Below are 21,726 nucleotides of genomic sequence, written 5' to 3' on the forward strand. Positions count from 1 at the left end.
ACACATGGCCGTCAATTCCCCCATTCCTGTCGCTGCAGAACTGAAGCCTGTCGCCGGTATCGAGATCGGCTATGCCGAAGCCGGCATCAAGAAACCGAACCGCAAGGATGTGCTGGTGATGAAGCTGGCCGAGGGCGCCACCGTTGCCGGCGTGTTCACGCTGAACCGTTTCTGCGCGGCGCCGGTGCAGATCTCCAAGGACAACCTGGCTGCGGCAAAGGCCGGCGGCAAGCCGATCCGCGCACTGCTCGTCAATACCGGCAACGCCAATGCCGGTACCGGGGAAGCCGGCATGGCCAATGCCCGCGCCACGTGCGACGCGCTGGCGGCCGAGCTGGGTCTCGATGCGCAGCAGATCCTGCCGTTCTCCACGGGCGTGATCCTGGAACCGCTGCCGGTCGCGAAGATCAAGGCCGGTTTGCCGGCCGCCGTGCAGAACCTGAAAGCCGATAACTGGTTCAACGCGGCCGAAGGCATCATGACCACCGACACGCAGCCGAAGGCCGGCTCGCGCACGGTCACGATCGGCGGCCATGCCGTCACGCTGACGGGCATCAGCAAGGGCGCCGGCATGATCAAGCCGAACATGGCCACCATGCTGGGCTACCTCGCGTTCGACGCGAAGGTGGCGCAGCCCGTGCTCGACGTGCTGGTGAAGGAAGTGGCCGACAAATCGTTCAACTGCATCACGATCGACGGCGACACGTCCACCAACGATTCGTTCATCCTGATGGCCACCGGTGCCGGCACGCTGGACGTGAACTCGGTCGATTCGCCGGAATACCGCGAACTGGCGGCCGCGGTGACCGAACTGTCCGTGTTCCTGGCCCAGGCCATCGTGCGCGACGGCGAAGGCGCCACCAAGTTCATCACGATCTCCGTGGAAGAGGGCGAGTCCGTCGAGGAGTGCCGCAAGATCGCCTATTCCATCGGCCATTCGCCGCTGGTGAAGACGGCGTTCTTCGCTTCCGACCCGAACCTGGGCCGCATCCTCGCCGCGATCGGCTATGCGGGCGTTGACCTGGATGTCTCGAAGATCAACATGTGGCTCGACGACGTGTGGGTGGCGAAAGACGGCGGCCGCAATCCCGACTACAAGGAAGAAGACGGCCAGCGCGTGATGAAGCAGAGCGAAATCACCGTGCGCGTGAAACTGGCGCGCGGCAGCGCCGCCGCCACCGTGTACACCTGCGACCTGTCGCACGACTACGTGTCGATCAACGCCGATTACCGTTCCTGATGGCCGGCCTCGAAGACTTCCTCCAGCGCGCCGAGAGCGTGCTGGCACGGGTGGAGGCGCTGCTGCCGCCCGCCGTGCAGGCGCCGGACTGGAACGCCGCCTCCGCTTTCCGCTGGCGCAAGCGCAGCGGCGGCATCGGCAACAGCACCGGCTGGCTGCAGCCGGTCGCGCACGCGTCGAAAATCACGCTGGGCGATTTGCACAACGTGGCGAACCAGAAGGCGGCGATCGAGCAGAACACGCGGCAGTTCGTCGAAGGCCGCCCGGCCAACAACGTGCTGCTGACGGGCGCCCGCGGCACGGGCAAGTCGTCGCTGATCAAGGCATGCCTGAACGGCTTCGCGGATCGCGGCCTGCGGCTGATCGAGGTGGACAAGGCCGACCTCGCCGACCTGCCGGACATCATCGACCTGGTGGCCGGCCGGCCCGAGCGCTTCGTCGTGTTCTGCGACGACCTGTCGTTCGAGGAAGGCGAGAGCGGCTACAAGGCGCTGAAGGTGGCGCTGGACGGCTCCATCACCGCGCAGTCCGACAATGTGCTGATCTACGCCACGTCGAACCGGCGCCACCTGCTGCCGGAAAAGATGTCCGAGAACATGAGCGCCCGCCACGACGAGGATGGCGACCTGCATCCGGGCGAAACGGTCGAGGAAAAGATCTCGCTGTCCGAGCGTTTCGGCCTGTGGCTGTCGTTCTACCCGTTCAAGCAGGACGACTACCTGGCCATCGTCGCGCACTGGCTGTCCACGTTCGGCTGCACGCCGGAACAGATCGCCGAAGCCCGCGGCGACGCGCTGCGCTGGGCCCTGCAACGGGGCTCGCGCTCCGGCCGCGTGGCCTGGCAGTTCGCCCGCGACTTCGCGGGAAAGATGGGCAGCCCGGCATGACCGACGTGCCGAAGCCGATCGATGTCGCGGTCGGCATCCTGATGAAGCCGAACGGCGACGTGCTGCTGGGCCAGCGCCCGGCAGGCAAGCCATATGCAGGCTACTGGGAGTTCCCCGGCGGGAAGGTGGACCCTGGTGAAACCATTTTCGAAGCGCTGAAGCGCGAGTTCATGGAAGAGCTGGGCATCGAAGTACTCGGTGCCGAGGAATGGTGCGGCGTCGAGCACGTGTACGAGCATGCCCACGTGCGGCTGCACTTCTTCATCAGCCGCGACTGGCGTGGCGAACCGCAAAGCCTCGAAGGCCAGGCATTCGCGTGGCAGGGGGAAGTGGGCGTCGAACCGCTGCTGCCGGCCACGATCCCGCTATTGCAGTGGATCGACCGCGCATAAACAGTTGCTTCAAAAATGGGGACGTACCCCATTTTTGAAGCAATGTTTGCTCTCAGAACTGCGGCTCTCAAAACTGCGTTGCCCGTGTTCGAGACGGCTTACTGCTTGTCTTCCTCGAGCGGATCGGTGGGCGTGGCGCCGGGGATCGTGTATTTTTCCTCGGCCCAGGCACCCAGGTCGATTTGCTTGCAGCGTTCGGAACAGAAGGGGCGGTACTTGTTTTTCTCGCTCCACTCCACTTTCTTGCCGCAGGTGGGGCAGTCGACAACGGTAGGCATGGCTTATTGAATCAGAAATTGCAAAGGGTCAGTTCGAACGGCACGTCTTCTTCCAGTGGCTTCGGCTTGCCGTCGCCGCCCTGGCTGGTGAAACGCACCCACAGCATATATTTGTTGGCCGAGATTTCGGGGATCGCGCCGAACGATTCGTCGAGCGTCAGGCGCAGCATCTGGTACACCTTCCCCTGCAACATCTGCTGGTAGCTGCCGGCATTGGCGATCATCTTTTTCGGCGCGCCGGAATTGCGCAGCAGGCGCAGCAGGAGGGTCAGCGCATCGCACAGTGGCGCCATCGGCGCGAACCAGGTCGCAATGTCGTGATAGCGCTCTTCGAAGGGCCGCTGCTGCCAGGCGTAATACGACGGCAGGTCGAATTCGCAGGCGCCGCCGGGCATGATCGTGCGGCCGCGAATGCTCATCAGCCATTCGTTGTCGCGCACGTTCTGGCCCGGCTTGCCCTGCAAGCCCGCCAGCGCGGACGCCACGCTCTCAAGTTCGTCGAGAATGGCGTCGAGCATCTCGGTCTGCACGGCCGGATTGGAACGGTAGCCCATCAGCATCTGCTTCTGGCGCTCGATTTCCTGCAGCAAGTCCAATTTCAGGTCGGCGCGACCGGCCACTTCGAGCATGTCGAAAATCGTGGTGAGCGCCACATGATGCTGCAACGGATGTTCCTGGTTCAGGAAAAACTTGAACTTCTCGTACAGGTCCTCCAGGCGCAACAGCGTGCGTATGCGCTCGTTGAAAGGATATTCATAAACGATCAAAACGAATCCTCGATGGTGGGCCTGGAAAGATGCCCGTGATTCTGAACCATGCGAAGCAAAAATACAAACGTTGTTAATTGTTTTTACTTCTTTTTCACGTGTTCCTGCCCGCTTCTTCAGCGATCGTTAAGTAAGTCGCATGCAAGCGGTCGACCTGCGGCGCCAGGTCCCCGAGCGCGCCGCCATTGTCGATGACGTCGTTCGCGGCAGCGAGCCGCACCTGCCGCGGTACCTGCGCGGCCATGATCGCGCGCACCTGCTGTTCCGGCAGGGCATTGCGGGCCATCACGCGCGCCACCTGCACCGCTTCGGGGCAATCGACCACGAGCACGCGGCCCACCCGGTCCCGCCATGTGCCCGATTCAACGAGCAGCGGGATATCGAAGATCACATAGGGCCCTGTGCCCAGCAGGCTTTCGGCGAACACGGCATCGCGGATCATCGGGTGCAGGATGCCCTCGAGCCGGCGCTTGGCATCCGGATCGGAGAACGCGAGCGCGCGCATCTTCGCGCGGTCCAGCGCGCCCTGCGCATCGGCGAAGCCGTCGCCGAACGCGGCCAGCAGGGCCGGCATCGCGGCGCCGTACGGCCCCGTCAGGCTGCGCGCGATGGCATCGGTGTCGACGATGTCCACGCCACGTTCGGCAAACAGCCGCGCCACCACGCTCTTGCCGCTGCCGATGCCGCCCGTCAGGCCTACGACGAACCGCTTGTTCATGCCGAGCTCCGTCATGCGGCGCCCAGGAACCGTCCCGTGAACGCGGCAATCTCCTGGCCGAACAGCAGCGCGATCATGCCGGCGGCGGCAAGGTAGGGGCCGAAGGGAATGGGGTTCTCGCGCCCCCGTTTGGCAAACACGATCAGGCCGATGCCGACCACCGCGCCCACCAGCGAAGACAGCAGGATGATCGTCGGCAGCATCATCCAGCCCAGCCACGCGCCCAGCGCGGCCAGCAGCTTGAAGTCGCCGTAGCCCATGCCTTCCTTGCCCGTGACCAGCTTGAACAGCCAGTACACGGACCACAGCATGAGGTAACCGGCGGCGGCGCCGATCACCGCGTCCGCCAGCGGCACGAAGGTACCGTTCAGGTTCACCAGCAGGCCGGCCCACAGCAGTGGATAGGTAAGGTCGTCCGGCAGCAGCTTGGTGTCCGCGTCGATGAACGTCATCGCGATCAGCAGGTAGGCGAACAGCAGCGTGGCCAGGCCTGTCCAGCCGCTGCCGAACTGCCACACCAGCACGGCCGACAAGGCCCCCGTCAGGGCTTCGATAACCGGATAGCGGGCCGAAATGGGCGCCTTGCACTTGCTGCACTTGCCACGCAGCGCCAGCCAGCTGACGACCGGGATGTTTTCCAGCGCCGTGATCTGATGCCCGCAGTGGCCGCAGCGCGAACGCGGCACCATCAGGTTGAAGCGGTCGGTGTGCGGCAGCGGCAGGCCCGATTCCGACGCCACGTAGTTGTCGGACTCGCGCTGCATCATCTTCGGCATGCGGTAGATGACGACGTTCAGGAAGCTGCCGACCAGCAGGCCGAAGATCGCGGCGACGATCGCGGCGGGCAGGGTGGCGGGAGGGGAAAAGAGGAAGAGTTCCTGGAGCATGTGCGCATTCTATGATCGGTCGGGGCGGCGGATGCCGGACCCCATCCATGTGAAACGAGAGCTTACACCACCAGCCCCGGTGTCATGCAATCGGCGCTCCCGTCCCGGGACCACCGCGGATAGAGCGCACGCGGCCGAACAGGATGCACTTCAGGCGCCGTGGAGACGGACGGCGATCCGGCGAACCGCGCCGTTCAGATACATGGCTCCTTGACGATCTTGCCGTTCACCAGATGCTCCACGCATCCGCCCGGGAATGGCAATGTCCGTGCGCACATGCCCGGCGGCCCGGATGGACGTTCCGCCGGCAAGCAGTCACCCTGGCATTCGCTGTCGTCGGCGCAGGCCTTGCCCGCATCGGTGGTGTCGAGGGCGCAAAAGTAAAACTGGAGCATCGGGTAAAGGATCCATTTCCCGCCTTTCGCCTTGCACGCCCGTTCTGTCACCGGTGGTGCGGGCTTTTCGGGCTTTTTCGGCCCGCTGCCTGAACTGCTTCCCGAAAGCAGCATGGCGCAAGTGAGGAGCAGGGCGGATTTCAACGTCATGGTTGTCCGTCAGGTGTCGGGAAGCGGTACCGGCCAGCATGGCCTCGTTGGGCCGCCAGCCGACGGCACTGCTCACTTTACATGAGACACCTCACAGGCGATGCGCCTGCCACCGCCTTCTCGTGACAAAACCCTGTCGATGACATCGGCCCCCAGTCCCTCGCGACGCAGCATGCGTTCCGCCCGCTCGCGCCCCAATTCCTGCGAAAGGGCGATCGCGGCCTGCACGACCGCAGCGCCGATCAGGTCCTGCCGGCGGCCTGCGCTGCAATAAAACAGGCTGATCCCGGTATCGACGGGCATTTCCGCCGCTGACGACGCTTCGGACCGCGGCGGCGGCCGGACGCGGCCCGGGTGTCCGTTGACGAGGCGTTCGATCACGATGTCGGGAATATTGGCCGCGCGCCAGTAGGCACGGGCGTCGTCGACGCCCAGCATCTCCATGAAAATCATGCCTGTTTCGACCTGCCGGGACACCAGTGCGTTTCTGCGGAACTCCTGCATCTTCTGCTTTCCGGGGTAGCTCTCGTGCACCGCGGAGGCGCCAGGAGCATGGCAGCCGGACAGCGGGACCGGTACGACCGCAGGCCTTGCGTTGATCACCGTGCTGGCATGCTCATGCACAGGACGTATCGGCCCAGGGCAGCCTGGGAGCAGGAACACGGCAGCACACATATTATTGACGTTTTTATACTGTACGGATATACAGTATAGGCGAACTTGCTGGCGGTTGCCAGACTGTCATGCGTGCAGCATCGTCCACAAGAGAGACTGGATTTCGGGAAACGTCGCGCGCGGGAGTGGTGTCACATTTCGCTGTACCTTATTTTGCAGTTATCATGAACACACTACTGGATAAGGAGCAAGACTTGTCCAGGACGGCGATGAGGACAGCGAGATGAGAGATTACGCACGCCCCCCGCGACCCGATGACGAGGAAGAGCGTCTGGACGCATTGAACGCCGCGCAGTTGCTCGACACGCAGCCCGAGGAAGTGTTCGACAGCGTGACCCGCATGGCCTGCGCCGTGCTCGGTGTTCCGGTCAGCCTGATTTCCCTGGTTGACAAGGAGCGGCAGTGGTTCAAGTCCAGCTGCGGCCTGGCGGTCCGTGAAACCGGCAGGGACATGTCTTTTTGCGGGCATGCCATTCTTTCCGATGCGCCCTTCATCGTCGAAGACACCACCAGGGATGCCAGGTTTTCGGCGAATCCCCTGGTGATCGGCCTGCCGGGTATACGCTTCTACGCAGGGATTCCCATCCATGCCGGTTCAAGCCGGATCGGCACGTTGTGCATCATCGATACCACCCCTCGGACACTCGTCTTGCGGGAAATAACCTTACTGAAGAGTATGGCGCGGACAGTGGAGGACTTGCTGTATCTCAGGCAAGCCACCCTGGAGTCGGTTCGCTCCCTGAACGACTGGATGGCGCATTGCGGAGATACGTCGCGCAGTCGCGTGCAGGCACTAAGAAACCTGGTCCAGCGTGACCATTTGACCGGCCTGCCCAGCCGCGTGGCGATCGACAGCGCCATCGGGGATGCTTTCGCGGAAGGTGAACATAAAGGATCGGGACTGCTGGCAGTGATCGACATCGACAACCTGTCCGCGGTGAACGAACGGCTGGGACACGATATTGGCGACAGCCTGATTGCGCTGACTGCCGAACGTTTGCGGCAGGCGTCCGAACCGGCTGACGTCGCGGCGCGCATCGGTGGCGGCATGTTCGCTTTCCTGGTGCGCGGCGCACCCGACCATCGCGCCGCGGTCGCCCGGCTGGCGGACATCCATGAACTGCTGAACCGCACCTTCGAAGGCAGCCATGGCGCAGTGCAATGCAGCCTGACCACGGGCTATGTGCCACTCGGGCAGCAGGAGGGCGATTCCGAAGCATTGCTCGACACGGCGCACGAAGCCGTGCGGCAGGCGAAAGCCCTCGGCCACGGCTTGATGAGCGCGTACAACCGCTCGCTGGGCCGTCTCGGTCACCGTGCGCTGGAACATGACCTGCGTGCGGCGATTTCGACGGATCAGCTATACCTTGTCTATCAGCCCAAGATCGATTTCGACAGTGGTGACCTGGTGGGATGCGAGGCCTTGCTGCGATGGCGGCACCCGTCGCTCGGGCTCGTCGCACCGTGCGACTTCATTCCAGTGGCCGAGGAAAGCGGCATCATCGTGCAACTGGGCCGGTGGACGCTCGACGAAGCCTGTCGCCAGATTCGTCAATGGCTCGATGCGGGAAAAACCGGTCCTGGCGTTGCGGTCAACCTGTCGCCGCGGCAGTTCCTGCATGGCGATATCGTGGACGCGGTAAGGGCATCGCTGGCGGCCCACGGTGTGCCGGGAGAGTTGCTGGAACTGGAACTCACCGAATCGGTGGCGGTATGCGATATCGACCGTGTCATTGCGATCATGCATGAGCTGAAACGGCTGCACGTCAGCCTCAGCATCGACGATTTCGGTACCGGGTTCTCCAGCCTGTCCTACCTGATGCGGCTGCCGGTCGACCAGCTCAAGATCGATCGGTCGTTCATCTGCCATCTCGTCATGGACCAGCGCGCGCAGGCCCTCGTGAAAGGTGTGATCGACATCTGCGATGGACTCGGGATGCGCATCATTGCGGAAGGCGTCGAAACGGCTGCCCAGGCATCGCTGCTGTCGGTGCTCGGGTGTTCCGTCATGCAGGGCTACTTTTTTGGCAGGCCGATGTCCCCGGACCAGCTTGAGCAAGCGCTGCAGGAGCCAGCCCGTTCCCGGCGCACCGGGTCGCTCATGCGCAGTGCCGACGTGCCCTGACGAAGGGAGAATCGGCGCGGGGAACCGTGTTGCTGCGCCACGATCCGGAGCGGCGCGCGGACCCCGCCCGCAGGTACTTGGCCAGACCCTCGCCGCCGCACGCGTCTTCCCGCCTACACCACCGACCCCAATTTGAAGATCGGCAAATACATCGCCACCACCAGCCCCCCGATCAGCACGCCGAGAATGACCATGATCGCCGGTTCCATCAGCGAGGAAAGGGATGCGACGGCCTCGTCGACTTCCTCTTCGTAGAAGTCGGCCACCTTGCCCAGCATGGCGTCGAGGGCGCCCGATTCCTCGCCGATCGCCACCATCTGCGTCACCATGTTCGGGAACACGTCCACGTTCTGCATCGCCACCGTCAGGCTCACGCCGGTGGAGACTTCCTTCTGGATGCCGCGCGTCGCTTCCAGGTAGACCGCGTTGCCGGAGGCGCCGCCCACCGAATCGAGCGCTTCGACCAGCGGCACGCCGGCGGCGAACATCGTCGCCAGCGTGCGGGTCCAGCGGGCGATGGTGGCCTTCCTGATCACGGCGCCGAACACGGGCACGCGCAGCAGCAGCCGGTCCATCGCCGCCTGCATCGCGGGCGAGCGCCGCCAGGCCTGGAAGAAGAAGTACACGGCGGAGAACAGGCCGCCGAAGATCAGGTACCACCAATTCACGAAGAACTCGGACATGGCCATCACGAACAGCGTGGGGGCCGGCAGGTCGGCGCCGAAGCTGGTGAACACTTCCTTGAAGGCCGGCACCACCCAGATCATGATCACGGCCGTGACGATGAACGCCACGCCCAGGATCGCGATCGGATACGTGAGCGCCGACTTGATCTTGGCCTTCATCGCCAGCGTCTTTTCCTTGTAGATCGCCAGGCGGGTCAGCAGGTCTTCCAGGATGCCGGCCTGTTCGCCGGCGCCCACCAGGTTGCAGAACAGCGGGTCGAAATACAGGGGGAACTTGCGGAACGCGCCGTTCAGGCTCGTGCCGGTTTCGATATCGCCGCGCAGGTCCAGCACCAGCTTCGACACGGAAGGATTGGCGTGGCCCTTGCCCACGATGTCGAACGACTGCAGCAGCGGCACGCCGGCCTTCATCATCGTGGCCAGCTGGCGGGTGAACAGCGTGATGTCCTTGTCGGTCACCTTCTTGCCCGAGCGGTACACCTTCTTTTTCACCTTCGTGACCATGATGCCCTGGCGCCGCAGGGTCACGTTGACGACGGCTTCGCCGCCCGCGCGCAGTTCGCCGCGCACGGTCTTGCCCGTCTTGTCCTTGCCTTCCCAGGCAAAGATGGATTCCTTGATGCCCGGATCCCGTGCCGTTTTTGCCATGTATGCCATGCCGTTCATTCCTATTCGTTCGTGCAGCCCAGTACTTCTTCCAGGCTCGTCAGGCCCGCCTTCACCTTCACCAGGCCCGACTGGCGCAGCGATTTCACGCCTTCCGCCTGCGCCTGGGCGGCGATCTGCATCGCGTTGCCGTGCGCGAGGATCAGCGCCTCGATCGCCGGCGTGATCGGCATGATCTGGTAGATGCCCACGCGCCCCTTGTAGCCGGAGCCGTTGCAGCGCTCGCAGCCCACCGGGCCGTAGGGCTTCCAGCTGCCGTCCAGGTCCGCGGCCGTGAAGCCGGCGCTCAGCAATTTGTCCGGCGCGATGTCGAGCGGCTGCTTGCAGGCGCACAGCCGGCGCGCCAGGCGCTGCGCCGTGATCAGGATGACGGACGAAGCAATGTTGAACGGCGCCACGCCCATGTTCATCAGGCGCGTCAGCGTCGACGGCGCATCGTTCGTGTGCAGCGTGGAAAACACCATGTGGCCCGTCTGCGCCGCCTTGATCGCGATGTCCGCCGTTTCCAGGTCGCGGATCTCGCCGACCATGATGATGTCGGGATCCTGGCGCAGGAACGACTTCAGCGCCACCGGGAACGTCAACCCGGCCTTGTCGTTCACGTTCACCTGGTTCACGCCGGGCAGGTTGATCTCGGCCGGGTCTTCCGCCGTCGAGATATTGATGCCCGGCTTGTTCAGGATGTTCAGGCACGTGTACAGCGACACGGTCTTGCCCGAACCGGTCGGGCCGGTCACGAGCACCATGCCGTAGGGGCGGGCGATCGCGTCCAGCAGCAAGGCCCGCTGTTCCGGCTCGTAGCCCAGCGCATCGATGCCCATCTGGGCCTGCGTGGCGTCGAGGATACGCATCACCGTTTTTTCGCCGAACAGCGTGGGCAGCGTGGAGATACGCAGATCCAGCGTCTTCGTCGGCGACACGATGAGCCGCATGCGGCCATCCTGCGGCACGCGCTTTTCGGAAATGTCGAGCCGCGCCAGCACCTTGATGCGCGACACGAGCTTGTCCTTGATCGCGATCGGCGGCTGCGCATGCTCGACCAGCACGCCATCGACGCGGAAGCGGATCCGGTAGAACTTCTCGAACGGCTCGAAGTGCAGGTCGGAAGCGCCCATGTTCACGGCATCGATCAGCATCTTGTTCAGGAAGCGCACGATCGGCGCATCCTCGATATCCGTCGCCGGCGCCTCCGGCGCCGCTTCCTGGTCCTCGGCAAAGACGATCTCGCTCTCCGCGCCGGCCAGCTCGTCCATCAGCTGCGCGCTGTTCTTGCTGAGCTCCTGCAGCAGCCGCAGCAGCGCGTCGTGCGGCACGATCACCGGTTCCACCGACGATTCGGTCTGGAACTTGATCTGGTCCAGTGCCTGCGTATTGGTGGGGTCCGAAATCGCCACCGACATCTTGTTGCCCCGCTTGGCCAGCGCCACCACGCGCCCGCTCTGCATCAGCTTTGCGTCGATGATCGTCGAGGGCAGGGCCGCCACATTGATGGCGTGCAGGTCCAGCATCGGGTAGGCAAACGTGTCGGAGCAGAACACGGCCAGGTCGCGCGCGCCGATGATGCCGCTGCCGAGCAGCACATCGATGAACGGCTGCCGGTCGGCGCCGGCACGCTTGTGCAGCGCGTCCGCCTGCGCGGCCGTCAGGCGGCCGGCCTGCAGCAGGGCCCGTGCCAGTCCCGGCATGGGAGCGCCTGACGCCATCGTGGGTTGGACTGCTGCCATAAGTGAAAGACCAGGCTGAAACACCAGGAAACTACAGAGAAACTTCGCGCGGAGTGTCCGCAATCAAGCGATGATGCCTGTGAGCATCATTTTTGTAAAGCATTGCGGCATGGAGCGAGGCTATTTGGCGACTGGCCTGGCCGTTCAGTATTAGCGGCCGGTCCAGCCGGAAGTTTAATCCCGGTCGCCGGCCGGTGTCGCGCAGCCACGATATCGAGAGCCAACTGCACCTTAGCCCGTGTCCCGGTGCCAGGCACGGGGACACGGCCTCGGCAGATAGGATCGTGTCATGGCGCCAGGCACGGGGACAAGGCAGCAGCCACGATATCGAGAGCCAACTGCAGCTCAGCTCGTGTCCCGGTGCCAGGCACGGGGACACGGCCCCAGTCGATGGGATAGCGCTACCATCATTCAGCGCACTGAGCTATCATCGGGCGTTATCGGGAAGGCATCGCGCGTTCGCGGGGGCCAGTCCGACACCCCAACCAGAATCCGGAGACAACCAATGAAAACAGCATCCGCCGGCATCCTGCTGGCCACCGCCGCCACGCTGGCGCAAGCCGCCGCTCCCGTCACCACGGTCAAGGCCGAGGGCGGCCGCATCGAAGGCCGCGTGGAGGATGGCGTGCGCGCATTCAAGGGCATCCCGTTCGCCGCGCCCCCGGTAGGCGCATTGCGCTGGCAGGCGCCGCAACCGGTGCGGCCGTGGCAGGGCGTGCGCCAGGCAACGGCGTTCGGCAACCGCTGCATGCAGCTGCCGCTGTATGCCGACATGGTGTTCCGCTCGCCCGCCCAGTCCGAGGACTGCCTGTACCTGAACGTGTGGGCGCCGGCCAGCCCCGGTGCAAGGAAGCTGCCGGTCCTTGTCTATATCTATGGCGGCGGCCTGGCGACCGGCGACGGCTCCGAGTCCCGCTATGAAGGCGCGGCAATGGCGAAGCAGGGCATCGTGGCGCTGACGATCAACTATCGCCTCGGCGCGTTCGGTTTCCTCGCCCATCCGGAACTGACGGCCGAAAGCAGGCATAAAGCTTCCGGCAACTACGGCCTGATGGACCAGGCGGCCGCCCTGGCATGGGTCAGGAAGAATATCGCCGCATTCGGCGGCGATCCGGACCGGGTGACGATCGCCGGCGAATCGGCCGGCTCGTTTTCGGTCAGCGCGCAGATGATCATGCCCATGTCGAAAGGCCTGTTCGCGCAGGCGATCGGCCAGAGCGGCGCCGTGCTGGGCAATCGCGGCGCGCCGCCGCTGGCGGAAGCTGAAAAGCAGGGCGCGGCCTTCGCGCAGGCCGCGGGGTTCGCCACGCTGGCGGAACTGCGCGCGGCGCCGGCCGAGGCGCTGTTGCAGGCGCAGGGCAAGCCGGGCGCGCCGCGATTCAGTATCGTTACCGACGGCCACGTGATCGACCGCGCGCCGCTGGACAGCTACACGCAGGGCCGCCAGGCGAAGGTGCCGCTGCTGGCGGGCTGGAATTCGCAGGAACAACACGCCGGCGCCATCCTGGGCAACCAGGCACCAACACCGGAGCGCTTCCAGGCCGCGTTGCAAAAGTTCTATGGCGCTGACGCCGGCAAGGCGGCCAGCGCCTACGACTACGACGTGGCCGAAGCCGCGCGCGACCTCGCCAGCGACCGCTGGATCGTCTACGGCACGTGGAAATGGATCGATCTGCATGCGAAGGCGGCGCCGACGTGGCGCTATTACTACAGCCGGCCGCGCCCGGCCACGGTCGACGGCCAGCCCGCCGCCACGGGCGCGGCCCACGCGGCCGAGATCGAATATGCAATGGGTAACCTGGACGGCAACAAGGTCTACGCGTGGACGGAAGACGACCGCACTGTCTCGCGGACGATGAACGCCTATTTCGCCAACTTCATCAAGTTCGGCGATCCCAACGGTACTGGCCTGCCATCGTGGCCCAAGATCACGGAGCAGGGGGCCAACGTGATGCGGCTGGACGTGCTCTCCGGCGCCTACGATCCCCGTGACCGCGCCCGTTTCGAGTTTCAGGACCGTCAAGCAGGCCAGCCATGAAGTGTTGCAAGGCAATCATTGCAACAGACATGGAAAGTATTTACATGTTCTTATGCTGATAAGGCTCATCAGCGATCCGTTATAGGCGGGGACAGTTGGCCAGTGATAGTCTTACAGACTGATACAACCGCGAGGCCAACATGTCCGAACCGATCCGCTTTTACTTCCGCGGTGCCGTGCACGAAGTGCAAGGCGCCGATACCACGCAAACGGTGCTCCAGCACCTGCGCGAAGACTTGCATTGCACCGGCACCAAGGAAGGCTGTGCCGAAGGCGACTGCGGTGCCTGCACCGTCGTCGTCGGCTCCCTTGTCGATGGCAAGGTCGAGCTCAAGGCCGTCAATTCCTGCATCCAGCTGACGCCCACGCTGGACGGCAAGGCCCTGTTCACCGTCGAAGACCTGCAGCAGCCGAACGGCGACCTGCACCCGGTGCAGCAGGCGCTCGTGGAATGCCATGGCTCGCAATGCGGCTTCTGTACGCCGGGCTTCGCCATGTCGCTGTGGGGGATGTACCTGAAAGTGGAAGGCCGCACGCCCGAGCGGAAAGAGATCGACGATTGCCTGTCCGGCAACCTGTGCCGCTGCACCGGCTACCGCCCGATCATCGATGCCGCGCGCCGCATGACGGAATTGCCATCGGTCGACTTCGACACCACGGAACTGGCCGTGCAGCTGCAGGCCCTGAAGCGCGACAAGCTGGCCGTCTACGCCGCCAATGGCCAGACGTTCTACGCCCCGCGTACGCTGGAAGAACTGGCGCAACTGCGCGCCGACTACCCGGCCGCCACGCTGCTGGCCGGCTCCACCGACGTGGGCCTGTGGATCACCAAGCAGATGCGCGTGCTGACCGACATCATCTATCTCGGCCACGTCGAAGCGCTGAAGAGCGTGTCGCTGGACGGCCAGATGCTGGAAATCGGTGCCGGCGTGGCGCTGGACGATGCCTATGGCGCCCTGTGCGAATATTACCCGGCCGAGCTCTCCGAGCTGCGCCAGCGCTTCGCCTCGCTGCCGATCCGCAATGCCGGCACGCTGGGCGGCAACGTGGCCAACGGCTCGCCGATCGGCGACTCGATGCCGTGGATGATCGCCGTGGGCAGCGAAGTGGTGCTGCACAGCGCCGCGGGCGACCGTGTGCTGCCGATGGACGCGTTCTACCTCGACTACATGAAGAAGGACATGCGGCCGGGCGAGTTCGTGCGCGCCGTGCGCGTGCCGCTGCCGCGCGCCAACGTGGTGTTCCGTACCTATAAACTGGCCAAGCGCTTCGACCAGGACATCTCGGCCGTGTGCGCCGCCTATGCCTTCGAACTCGATGGCGACAAGGTCGTCGATGCCCGCATCTGCTACGGCGGCATGGCCGGCACCCCGAAACGCGCCGCGCAAGCTGAAGCCGTGCTGAACGGCCGCGTGTGGAGCGAGGAAGCGCTCGTCGAAGCGATCGCCGCGCTGGCGCAGGATTATGCGCCGCTGACCGACATGCGTGCCTCGAGCACCTACCGGATGCGCACCGCGCAGAACCTGCTGCGCCGCTTCTGGCTCGAAACCCGTATCGACGCGCCACTGGCGAACACCGACGTCAACGCCTTTGCCGCCTGAGGAGACACCATGAACCATCCCGCCATCCCCGAACTGAAGGCCGCCACCGAGGCAGCGAACTGGTCCGGCGTGGGCTTGTCGCGCAAGCATGAATCGGCCGAGCTGCATGTGCTGGGCCAGGCTACCTACACGGACGACATCCCCGAGCTGCAAGGCACGCTGCACGCCGCGCTGGGCCTGTCCACCAAGGCGCACGCCAACATCACCGCCATGGACCTGGAGCCGGTGAAGAACTCGCCGGGCGTCGTCGCCGTGTTCACCGCCACCGATATCCCCGGCGTCAACGACATGGGCCCGATCATCCACGACGATCCGATCCTGTCGCCCGGCCTTGTTCAATACGTGGGCCAGCCGATCTTCATCGTGGTCGCCGACACGCACACCAACGCGCGGCGCGCCGCCCGCAAGGCCGCGATCACGTACGACGAGCTGCCGGCCATCTTCACGCCGCAGGAGGCAAAAGCCGCCGGCTCCTTCGTGCTGCCGCCGATGAAGCTGGAACGGGGCAACCCGAAAGCCGCGTTCGAGCGCGCACCGCGCAAGGTGAAGGGCGAGCTGTTCGTCGGCGGCCAGGAGCAGTTCTACCTGGAAGGCCAGATCTCGTACGCGATCCCGAAAGAAAACCGCGGCATGTTCGTGCAGTGCTCCACACAGCACCCGAGCGAGATGCTGCACCTGGTCGCGCATGCGCTGGGCCTGAACTCGCACAACGTGCAGGTCGAGTGCCGCCGCATGGGCGGCGGCTTCGGCGGCAAGGAATCGCAGTCCGCGCTGTGGGCGATCTGCGCCTCGCTGGCCGCGTTCAAGCTGAAGGTGCCCGTGAAGCTGCGCGCCGACCGCGACGACGACATGATCGTCACCGGCAAGCGCCACTGTTTCTACTACGAGTATGAAGTGGGCTACGACGACGCGGGCCGCATCGTTGCCGCGAAAGTGGACATGACGTCGCGCGCCGGCTACTCGGCCGACCTGTCCGGTCCCGTGGCCACCCGCGCCGTCTGCCACTTCGACAACTGCTACTACCTGTCGGACGCGGACATCCGCGCCGCCGCCGGCAAGACGAATACGCAATCGAACACCGCGTTCCGCGGCTTCGGCGGTCCGCAGGGTGCGATCGCGATGGAATACATCATCGACGAGATCGCCCGCGAACTGGGCAAGGATGCGCTGGACATCCGCCGCCTGAATTTCTACGGCACCGACGACCGCAACACCACGCCGTATGGCCAGCTCGTGGCCGGCAACGTGCTGCCGGCGCTGACCGCGCGGCTGGAAGAAACCAGCGAATACCGCGCCCGCCGCGAGGCCGTCGAGAAGTTCAACGCCACCAGCCCGGTGCTGAAGAAGGGCCTGGCGTTCACGCCGCTGAAGTTCGGCATCGCGTTCAACGTCACCCACCTGAACCAGGCCGGCGCGCTGGTGCACGTGTATGTCGACGGCTCCGTGCTCGTCAACCACGGCGGCACCGAGATGGGGCAGGGCGTCAACACCAAGGTGATGCAGGTGGTCGCCCATGAACTGGGCCTGGACCTGTGCCACGTGCGCATTACCGCCACCGACACCAGCAAGGTCGCCAACACGTCGGCCACCGCGGCATCGACGGGCGCCGACCTGAACGGCAAGGCGGCGCAGGACGCGGCGCGCCAGATCAAGGAGCGCCTGGCGAAATTCGCGGTCGAGCAGCATGGCGGCGACGTGTCGGAAGTGCGGTTCTCGGACGATCACGTGCATGTCAACGGCCAGTCGATCCGCTGGCACGTGCTGGTGGCCCAGGCCTACCTGAAGCGCGTGCAGCTGTGGTCCGACGGCTTCTATGCCACGCCGCACCTGTCGTGGGATCCGAAGTCGATGAACGGCAACCCGTTCTCGTACTTCGCCTACGGCGCGGCGGTGGCCGAGGTGATCGTCGACACGCTGACCGGCGAATGGCGCTTGCTGCGCGCCGATGCGCTGTACGACGCCGGCAAGTCGCTGAACCCGGCCATCGACATCGGCCAGGTCGAGGGCGCGTTCATCCAGGGCATGGGCTGGCTGACCACCGAGCAGCTGTGGTGGAACGGGAACGGCAAGCTGATGACGCATGCGCCGTCCACGTACAAGATCCCGGGCATTTCCGACTGCCCGGAAGACTTCCGCGTGAACCTGTTCGAGCAGCCGAACGTGGCCGACAGCATCCACCGCTCGAAAGCCGTCGGCGAACCGCCGCTGCTGCTGCCGTTCTCGGTGTTCTTCGCGATCCGCGACGCCGTCTCCGCCGTCGGCAACCACAAGGTGAACCCGCCGCTGAACGCCCCGGCCACCAGCGAGGAAATCCTGCGCGCGATCGACGCCGTGACCGCGAAAGTTGCTCAATAAATGGGGACGTACCCCATTTTTCGAGCAACAGTTGCTAGGTCCTGGTGTCGGACACCGGTTTTCCGACGAGGCACAGGCAAGCGCATGAGAACACCGGTGTCGGACACCTTTTCCGGAAAAATCCCCCGGAAAAAGTGTCCGACACCAGCGCCGGTAACAGTGCAAATGAGGTAGTTGAATCATGAACGAATGGCTGACGACAACCGCCCAGCCGGCGGTGCTGGTGACGGTGGCGCGGGTCGAGGGATCGGCGCCGCGCGAACCGGGCGCGAAATTCCTCGTTACGGAGCGCACGCTGCACGACACGATCGGCGGCGGCCACCTGGAATTGCGGGCGGTGGAGATCGCCCGCGAGATGCTGGCGAAGGGCGCGGCGGAAGTGCGCCACGAGCGCTTCGGCCTCGGCCCGAGCCTGGGCCAGTGCTGCGGCGGTGTCGTCTGGCTGGCGTTCGAACCCATCACGGGTTCGGTCGCCGAATCCCTCACTGTATTGCGTGGCAATCGGAACAGCGACTTCTGGCGCGTCGCGTCGATCGCCGGCCGGCCACGCAACGCGGTGTTCGATACGCACGGCATGCTGGTGGCGGGCGATGCGGATGTGCCGCGCCACTTTCCCCGCACCAGCAGCGCGATCGTGCTGCCGGACGGCTGGCTCGTGGATCCGATCCCCGCGCCGGCCGCGCACCTGGTGCTGTTCGGTGCCGGCCACGTGGGCGCCGCCATCGTGCGCGCGCTGGCCGCCCTGCCATGCACCATCACGTGGGTGGACGAGCGCGACGACATGTTCCCCGCGCAAGTACCGGCCAACGTGACCATCGAGGCCACCGACACGCCGGAAGCCGAAGTGGACGCCGCCCCGCCGGGCGCCAGCTACCTCGTGCTGACCCACAGCCATGCGCTGGACGAACGCCTGTCCGCGGCCATCCTGGCGCGCGACGATGTGGGCTGGTTCGGGCTGATCGGCTCGAAAACGAAACGGGTGCTCTTCGAGCGCCGGCTGCAGGCACGCGGATTGCCGCCGGACCGCATCGATGCCATGGTCTGCCCGATCGGCCTGCCGGGCATTACCGACAAGGCACCCGCCGCCATTGCCGTCTCCGTGGCGGCGCAATTATTGATGACCTGGGAAGCGCAGGCGCACGCCGCCGCTGCGATGCCGCGCCAGCCCGCCCTGCAAGAAAGCTGATATGCAAACAACTTCGAACGTGCAAGCCTACCGCGCCGGCCTGCTGACCTTCCACGCCGATCCGGCGTTCAGCGAACGCGCCCACTCGTGGTACGAGGATGGCCTGCTGATCGTTGCCGACGGCAAGATCCAGGCCATTGGCGACTGGGCCAGCCTGCGCGACACGCTGTCCCCCGATACCCCGGTGACGGATTACCGCGGCAAGATCATCTCGGCCGGCTTCATCGACGCCCACATCCACTATCCGCAGACGGACATGATCGCGTCGCCGGCGCCAGGGCTGCTGCCATGGCTCGAGCAATACACGTTCCCCACCGAGCGTGCATTCGCCGATCCGGCCCATGCCGCCGGCGTGGCCGAGTTCTTCCTCAACGAGCTGATGCGCGTGGGCACCACCACCGCGCTGGTGTACTGCACCGTGCATCCGCAATCGGTGGACGCTTTCTTCACCGCCAGCGAAGCGCGCGGCCTGCGCATGATCGCCGGCAAGGTGATGATGGACCGCAATTGCCCCGACTTCCTGTCCGACACGGCCGAGCAGGGGGCCCGCGAAACGGAAGAGCTGATCAATCGCTGGCACAACCACGGCCGCTCGCAATACGCGATCACGCCCCGCTTCGCGCCGACCTCCACCGAGGCGCAGATGGAACTGGCCGGCGCACTGGCCCGCAAGTACCCGGACACCTACCTGCAGACGCACGTGTCGGAAAACGAGGATGAGTGCAAGTGGGTGCAGCAGCTGTATCCGAACGCGCGCAGCTACCTCGACGTGTACGACCACTACGGCATGCTGCGCCCGCGCGCCGTGTTCGGCCACTGCATCTGGCTCGATGACCAGGACCGGGCCCGCATGGCGGAAACCCAATCGGCGGCTGCCGTGTGCCCCACGTCGAACCTGTTCCTGGGCAGCGGCCTGTTCGATTTCGAGGAAGCCGACAGGACCGGCATGCTGATGGCGCTGGCCACGGACGTTGGCGCGGGCACGTCGTTCTCGATGTTGCAAACGATGAATGAAGCCTATAAAGTAGCGCGCTTGAAAGGCAGCTACCTGCCCGCGCTGCGCATGTTCTATCTGTCCACGCTGGGCGCCGCGCGCAGCCTGCATCTGGAAGGCACGATCGGCAGCCTGGCCGCCGGCAACGAGGCCGACTTCATCGTGCTCGATCCGCAGGCCACGCCGCTGCTGGCGCGCCGCACCGGCCGCACGGAGAGCCTCGAAGAGATGCTGTTCGCGCTGGCCCTGCTGGGCGACGACCGCGTGATCGCGGCCACGTACTCGGCCGGCAAGCTGGTGCACAAGCGGGAGAGCTGACTTTCTCCACTTTTAAAGAGAGAGTCCCATGCATAGAGTCACCTCCCCACGCATCCTCGTTGCCGCGCTGGCCGCGGCATTCGCCTGCGGCGCCCACGCCAAGGGCGGCAACGAAGACATCGTCAAGCGCCATTTCGCCACGCTGGTGGCCAGCCCGGCAAAAACGGCCGAGCTGACGATGTTCATGACGATGATGCCGAAAGGGGGCGACCTGCACCACCATTACTCCGGTGCGATCTACGCCGAGCAGTACCTGGAATGGGTGGACAAGCAGGGCTACTGCGTCAACAAGGTCAACTTCCGGATCAGCAGCGACAAGGCCACCCTCGAAGCCGAACGCGCCAAACCGAATCCGCTGCGCACCTGCGTTTCCGGCGCCGACCTGGTGGCCGACAACGACACCTACCGCAAGCTGCTGCAAAAATGGTCGACGCTGGACTTCCACAACCACTCGTCCAGCCAGGTGCCGCCGGACCAGACGTTCTTCGACACGTTCGGTTACTTCGGCCCCGTCGCCTCGACCAATACCAATGAAGGCCTGCAAACGCTGAAGACGCGCGCGATCGCCGAGAACCTGTCGTATATCGAGACGATCTTCGAACTGGCGCCCACGACGCCCGATGCGGCCTTCGACGGGCTGGTCGCCTCGCGCTCGTTCCACCCGGCGCAACTCGATGCCGCGCTGGAAAAGTTCACGGCGCAACTGGAAGCGAATCCCGCCTTCGCGCGCGGCATCACGGATTACATCGCCAACGTGGAAAAGAGCGCCGCCGGCATCGACGACGAGCGTTTCACGATGCGCTACCAGCCCTATGTGCTGCGCTTCCTGTCGCCGTCGGCCGTGTATTCGCAGATGCTGGCCAGCTTCAAGCTGGCCAAGGCGAATCCGCTGATCGTGGGCGTCAACATCGTGGGGCAGGAAAGCCTGCACGTGTCGATGCGCGACTACAGCCTGCACATGCAGATGTTCCGCTTCCTGAAGGCGAAATACCCGGAAGTGAAGACGGCGCTGCACGCCGGCGAACTGCGGCTCGGCATCGTGCCGCCGGAAGGGCTGACCTTCCACATCGGCGCAGCCGTCAACGTGGCGGGGGCGAACCGGATCGGCCACGGCATCGACATCGCGCACGAGAAAAACGCGCTGGCCGTGATGAAGACGATGCGCGAGCGGCGCATCCCGGTCGAAGTGAACCTCACCAGCAACGAGTTCATCCTGGGTGTGAAGAACGAAGACCATCCGATCGAGCTGTACCGCCGCTACGGCGTGCCGTTCGTGATTTCCACCGACGATGCCGGCGTCACGCGCCACAGCCTGTCGAGCGAATATGTACTGTTCGCCACGCGCTACAAGACCGATTACGCGGAAGTGAAGCGGCTGTCCTATGACAGCATCCGCTATGCGTTCCTGGCCGATGCGGATCGCAAGCGCCTGCTGAAACAGCTCGATGAGCGCTTCGCGAAATTCGAGGCGGATATCGCTGGCGCGCTGCCGGGCAAGCCGTAAGACACGAAAGCGCGCCGTCGGCCGGTTGCCGGTAGCGCGATCATCCCTTATTTGCGTTTACTTCCCGCTACTTCCCCTTAAAACGACGATCCCGGCTGCAACGGCCGGGATCTTGCAGGATTGGCTTTCTTTCCTGATAA

18 protein-coding genes are annotated in these 21,726 nt (G+C 64.8%); 10 read left to right on the forward strand and 8 right to left on the reverse strand.

Going from position 1 to position 21,726, the window contains the following annotated elements; translation table 11 throughout:
- Positions 1-4: 4 nt before the first annotated feature.
- The 3 genes from argJ to ACY65G_RS13240 are packed head-to-tail and all read left to right on the forward strand — an operon-like array spanning position 5 to position 2,519.
- Entirely contained in the window at positions 5-1,240 is a 1,236-nt protein-coding gene (gene argJ, locus ACY65G_RS13230; protein ID WP_464997821.1) for a bifunctional glutamate N-acetyltransferase/amino-acid acetyltransferase ArgJ, read from the forward strand.
- Entirely contained in the window at positions 1,240-2,127 is an 888-nt protein-coding gene (locus ACY65G_RS13235) for an ATP-binding protein (RefSeq protein WP_464997822.1), read from the forward strand. The genes argJ and ACY65G_RS13235 overlap by 1 nt, the downstream gene beginning before the upstream one ends.
- A complete protein-coding gene (locus ACY65G_RS13240) occupies positions 2,124-2,519 on the forward strand; it encodes an NUDIX domain-containing protein (RefSeq protein ID WP_464997823.1) in 396 nt (131 codons plus the stop codon). Before ACY65G_RS13235 ends, ACY65G_RS13240 begins: the two co-directional genes overlap by 4 nt.
- A gap of 98 nt (positions 2,520-2,617) precedes the next feature.
- Here ACY65G_RS13240 and yacG read toward each other — a convergent pair whose 3' ends face one another.
- The 6 genes from yacG to ACY65G_RS13270 form a co-directional block, all read right to left on the reverse strand.
- A complete protein-coding gene (gene yacG / locus ACY65G_RS13245) occupies positions 2,618-2,797 on the reverse strand; it encodes a DNA gyrase inhibitor YacG (RefSeq protein WP_464997824.1) in 180 nt (59 codons plus the stop codon).
- Between the two features lie 11 nt (positions 2,798-2,808).
- Positions 2,809-3,564, reverse strand: coding sequence for a cell division protein ZapD (gene zapD, locus ACY65G_RS13250; RefSeq protein ID WP_464997825.1), 756 nt, complete (start codon positions 3,562-3,564; stop codon positions 2,809-2,811).
- 94 nt (positions 3,565-3,658) lie between these two features.
- Entirely contained in the window at positions 3,659-4,282 is a 624-nt protein-coding gene (gene coaE / locus ACY65G_RS13255) for a dephospho-CoA kinase (RefSeq protein WP_464997826.1), read from the reverse strand.
- 11 nt (positions 4,283-4,293) lie between these two features.
- Positions 4,294-5,169 carry a prepilin peptidase gene (locus ACY65G_RS13260; protein WP_464997827.1) on the reverse strand — a complete coding sequence of 292 codons (876 nt, stop codon included), beginning with the start codon at positions 5,167-5,169 and terminating at the stop codon, positions 4,294-4,296.
- A gap of 194 nt (positions 5,170-5,363) precedes the next feature.
- Positions 5,364-5,714, reverse strand: coding sequence for a hypothetical protein (locus ACY65G_RS13265; RefSeq protein ID WP_464997828.1), 351 nt, complete (start codon positions 5,712-5,714; stop codon positions 5,364-5,366).
- 72 nt (positions 5,715-5,786) lie between these two features.
- Positions 5,787-6,218, reverse strand: coding sequence for a hypothetical protein (locus ACY65G_RS13270; protein WP_464997829.1), 432 nt, complete (start codon positions 6,216-6,218; stop codon positions 5,787-5,789).
- Between the two features lie 394 nt (positions 6,219-6,612).
- On the opposite strand from ACY65G_RS13270, the gene ACY65G_RS13275 reads away from it, so the two are divergent.
- Complete coding sequence (locus ACY65G_RS13275) at positions 6,613-8,514, forward strand: putative bifunctional diguanylate cyclase/phosphodiesterase (RefSeq protein WP_464997830.1); 1,902 nt, start codon at positions 6,613-6,615, stop codon at positions 8,512-8,514.
- Positions 8,515-8,627: 113 nt separating this feature from the next.
- Here the strand turns inward: ACY65G_RS13275 and ACY65G_RS13280 are convergent, their stop codons facing one another.
- Both ACY65G_RS13280 and pilB read right to left on the reverse strand, forming a co-directional pair.
- Positions 8,628-9,848, reverse strand: coding sequence for a type II secretion system F family protein (locus ACY65G_RS13280; protein ID WP_464998025.1), 1,221 nt, complete (start codon positions 9,846-9,848; stop codon positions 8,628-8,630).
- A 20-nt stretch (positions 9,849-9,868) separates the two neighbouring features.
- Positions 9,869-11,551 carry a type IV-A pilus assembly ATPase PilB gene (gene pilB / locus ACY65G_RS13285; RefSeq protein WP_464997831.1) on the reverse strand — a complete coding sequence of 561 codons (1,683 nt, stop codon included), beginning with the start codon at positions 11,549-11,551 and terminating at the stop codon, positions 9,869-9,871.
- 544 nt (positions 11,552-12,095) lie between these two features.
- Between pilB and ACY65G_RS13290 the strand changes: the two genes are divergently transcribed.
- The 6 genes from ACY65G_RS13290 to ACY65G_RS13315 all read left to right on the forward strand — a co-directional run bounded on the left by ACY65G_RS13290 (position 12,096) and on the right by ACY65G_RS13315 (position 21,586).
- Positions 12,096-13,628, forward strand: a complete 1,533-nt coding sequence (locus ACY65G_RS13290) for a carboxylesterase/lipase family protein (RefSeq protein ID WP_464997832.1) — start codon at positions 12,096-12,098, stop codon at positions 13,626-13,628.
- 140 nt (positions 13,629-13,768) lie between these two features.
- Complete coding sequence (xdhA, locus tag ACY65G_RS13295; protein WP_464997833.1) at positions 13,769-15,229, forward strand: xanthine dehydrogenase small subunit; 1,461 nt, start codon at positions 13,769-13,771, stop codon at positions 15,227-15,229.
- 9 nt (positions 15,230-15,238) lie between these two features.
- The gene (gene xdhB / locus ACY65G_RS13300; RefSeq protein ID WP_464997834.1) at positions 15,239-17,584 is read left to right on the forward strand and encodes a xanthine dehydrogenase molybdopterin binding subunit; all 2,346 of its coding nucleotides are present in this window, start codon (positions 15,239-15,241) and stop codon (positions 17,582-17,584) included.
- Between the two features lie 181 nt (positions 17,585-17,765).
- The gene (gene xdhC, locus ACY65G_RS13305; protein WP_464997835.1) at positions 17,766-18,770 is read left to right on the forward strand and encodes a xanthine dehydrogenase accessory protein XdhC; all 1,005 of its coding nucleotides are present in this window, start codon (positions 17,766-17,768) and stop codon (positions 18,768-18,770) included.
- 1 nt (position 18,771) lies between these two features.
- Positions 18,772-20,082, forward strand: coding sequence for a guanine deaminase (gene guaD, locus ACY65G_RS13310; protein ID WP_464997836.1), 1,311 nt, complete (start codon positions 18,772-18,774; stop codon positions 20,080-20,082).
- Positions 20,083-20,110: 28 nt separating this feature from the next.
- On the forward strand, positions 20,111-21,586 hold the full coding sequence (locus tag ACY65G_RS13315; protein WP_464997837.1) for an adenosine deaminase family protein: 1,476 nt from the start codon (positions 20,111-20,113) through the stop codon (positions 21,584-21,586).
- Positions 21,587-21,726 lie beyond the last annotated feature (140 nt).

The organism is Pseudoduganella sp. jia 12 (assembly GCF_055502675.1).

Coding starts and splice junctions, on each gene's coding strand:
- ACY65G_RS13275 (WP_464997830.1), top strand. CDS start 6,613: ATGAGAGATTACGCACGCCCCCCGCGACCCGATGACGAGGAAGAGCGT.
- ACY65G_RS13235 (WP_464997822.1), top strand. CDS start 1,240: ATGGCCGGCCTCGAAGACTTCCTCCAGCGCGCCGAGAGCGTGCTGGCA.
- ACY65G_RS13290 (WP_464997832.1), top strand. CDS start 12,096: ATGAAAACAGCATCCGCCGGCATCCTGCTGGCCACCGCCGCCACGCTG.
- ACY65G_RS13280 (WP_464998025.1), bottom strand. CDS start 9,848: ATGGCAAAAACGGCACGGGATCCGGGCATCAAGGAATCCATCTTTGCC.
- ACY65G_RS13240 (WP_464997823.1), top strand. CDS start 2,124: ATGACCGACGTGCCGAAGCCGATCGATGTCGCGGTCGGCATCCTGATG.
- ACY65G_RS13265 (WP_464997828.1), bottom strand. CDS start 5,714: ATGACGTTGAAATCCGCCCTGCTCCTCACTTGCGCCATGCTGCTTTCG.
- pilB (WP_464997831.1), bottom strand. CDS start 11,551: ATGCCGGGACTGGCACGGGCCCTGCTGCAGGCCGGCCGCCTGACGGCC.
- yacG (WP_464997824.1), bottom strand. CDS start 2,797: ATGCCTACCGTTGTCGACTGCCCCACCTGCGGCAAGAAAGTGGAGTGG.
- xdhC (WP_464997835.1), top strand. CDS start 17,766: ATGAACGAATGGCTGACGACAACCGCCCAGCCGGCGGTGCTGGTGACG.
- argJ (WP_464997821.1), top strand. CDS start 5: ATGGCCGTCAATTCCCCCATTCCTGTCGCTGCAGAACTGAAGCCTGTC.
- coaE (WP_464997826.1), bottom strand. CDS start 4,282: ATGAACAAGCGGTTCGTCGTAGGCCTGACGGGCGGCATCGGCAGCGGC.
- xdhB (WP_464997834.1), top strand. CDS start 15,239: ATGAACCATCCCGCCATCCCCGAACTGAAGGCCGCCACCGAGGCAGCG.
- guaD (WP_464997836.1), top strand. CDS start 18,772: ATGCAAACAACTTCGAACGTGCAAGCCTACCGCGCCGGCCTGCTGACC.
- ACY65G_RS13260 (WP_464997827.1), bottom strand. CDS start 5,169: ATGCTCCAGGAACTCTTCCTCTTTTCCCCTCCCGCCACCCTGCCCGCC.
- ACY65G_RS13270 (WP_464997829.1), bottom strand. CDS start 6,218: ATGCAGGAGTTCCGCAGAAACGCACTGGTGTCCCGGCAGGTCGAAACA.
- xdhA (WP_464997833.1), top strand. CDS start 13,769: ATGTCCGAACCGATCCGCTTTTACTTCCGCGGTGCCGTGCACGAAGTG.
- ACY65G_RS13315 (WP_464997837.1), top strand. CDS start 20,111: ATGCATAGAGTCACCTCCCCACGCATCCTCGTTGCCGCGCTGGCCGCG.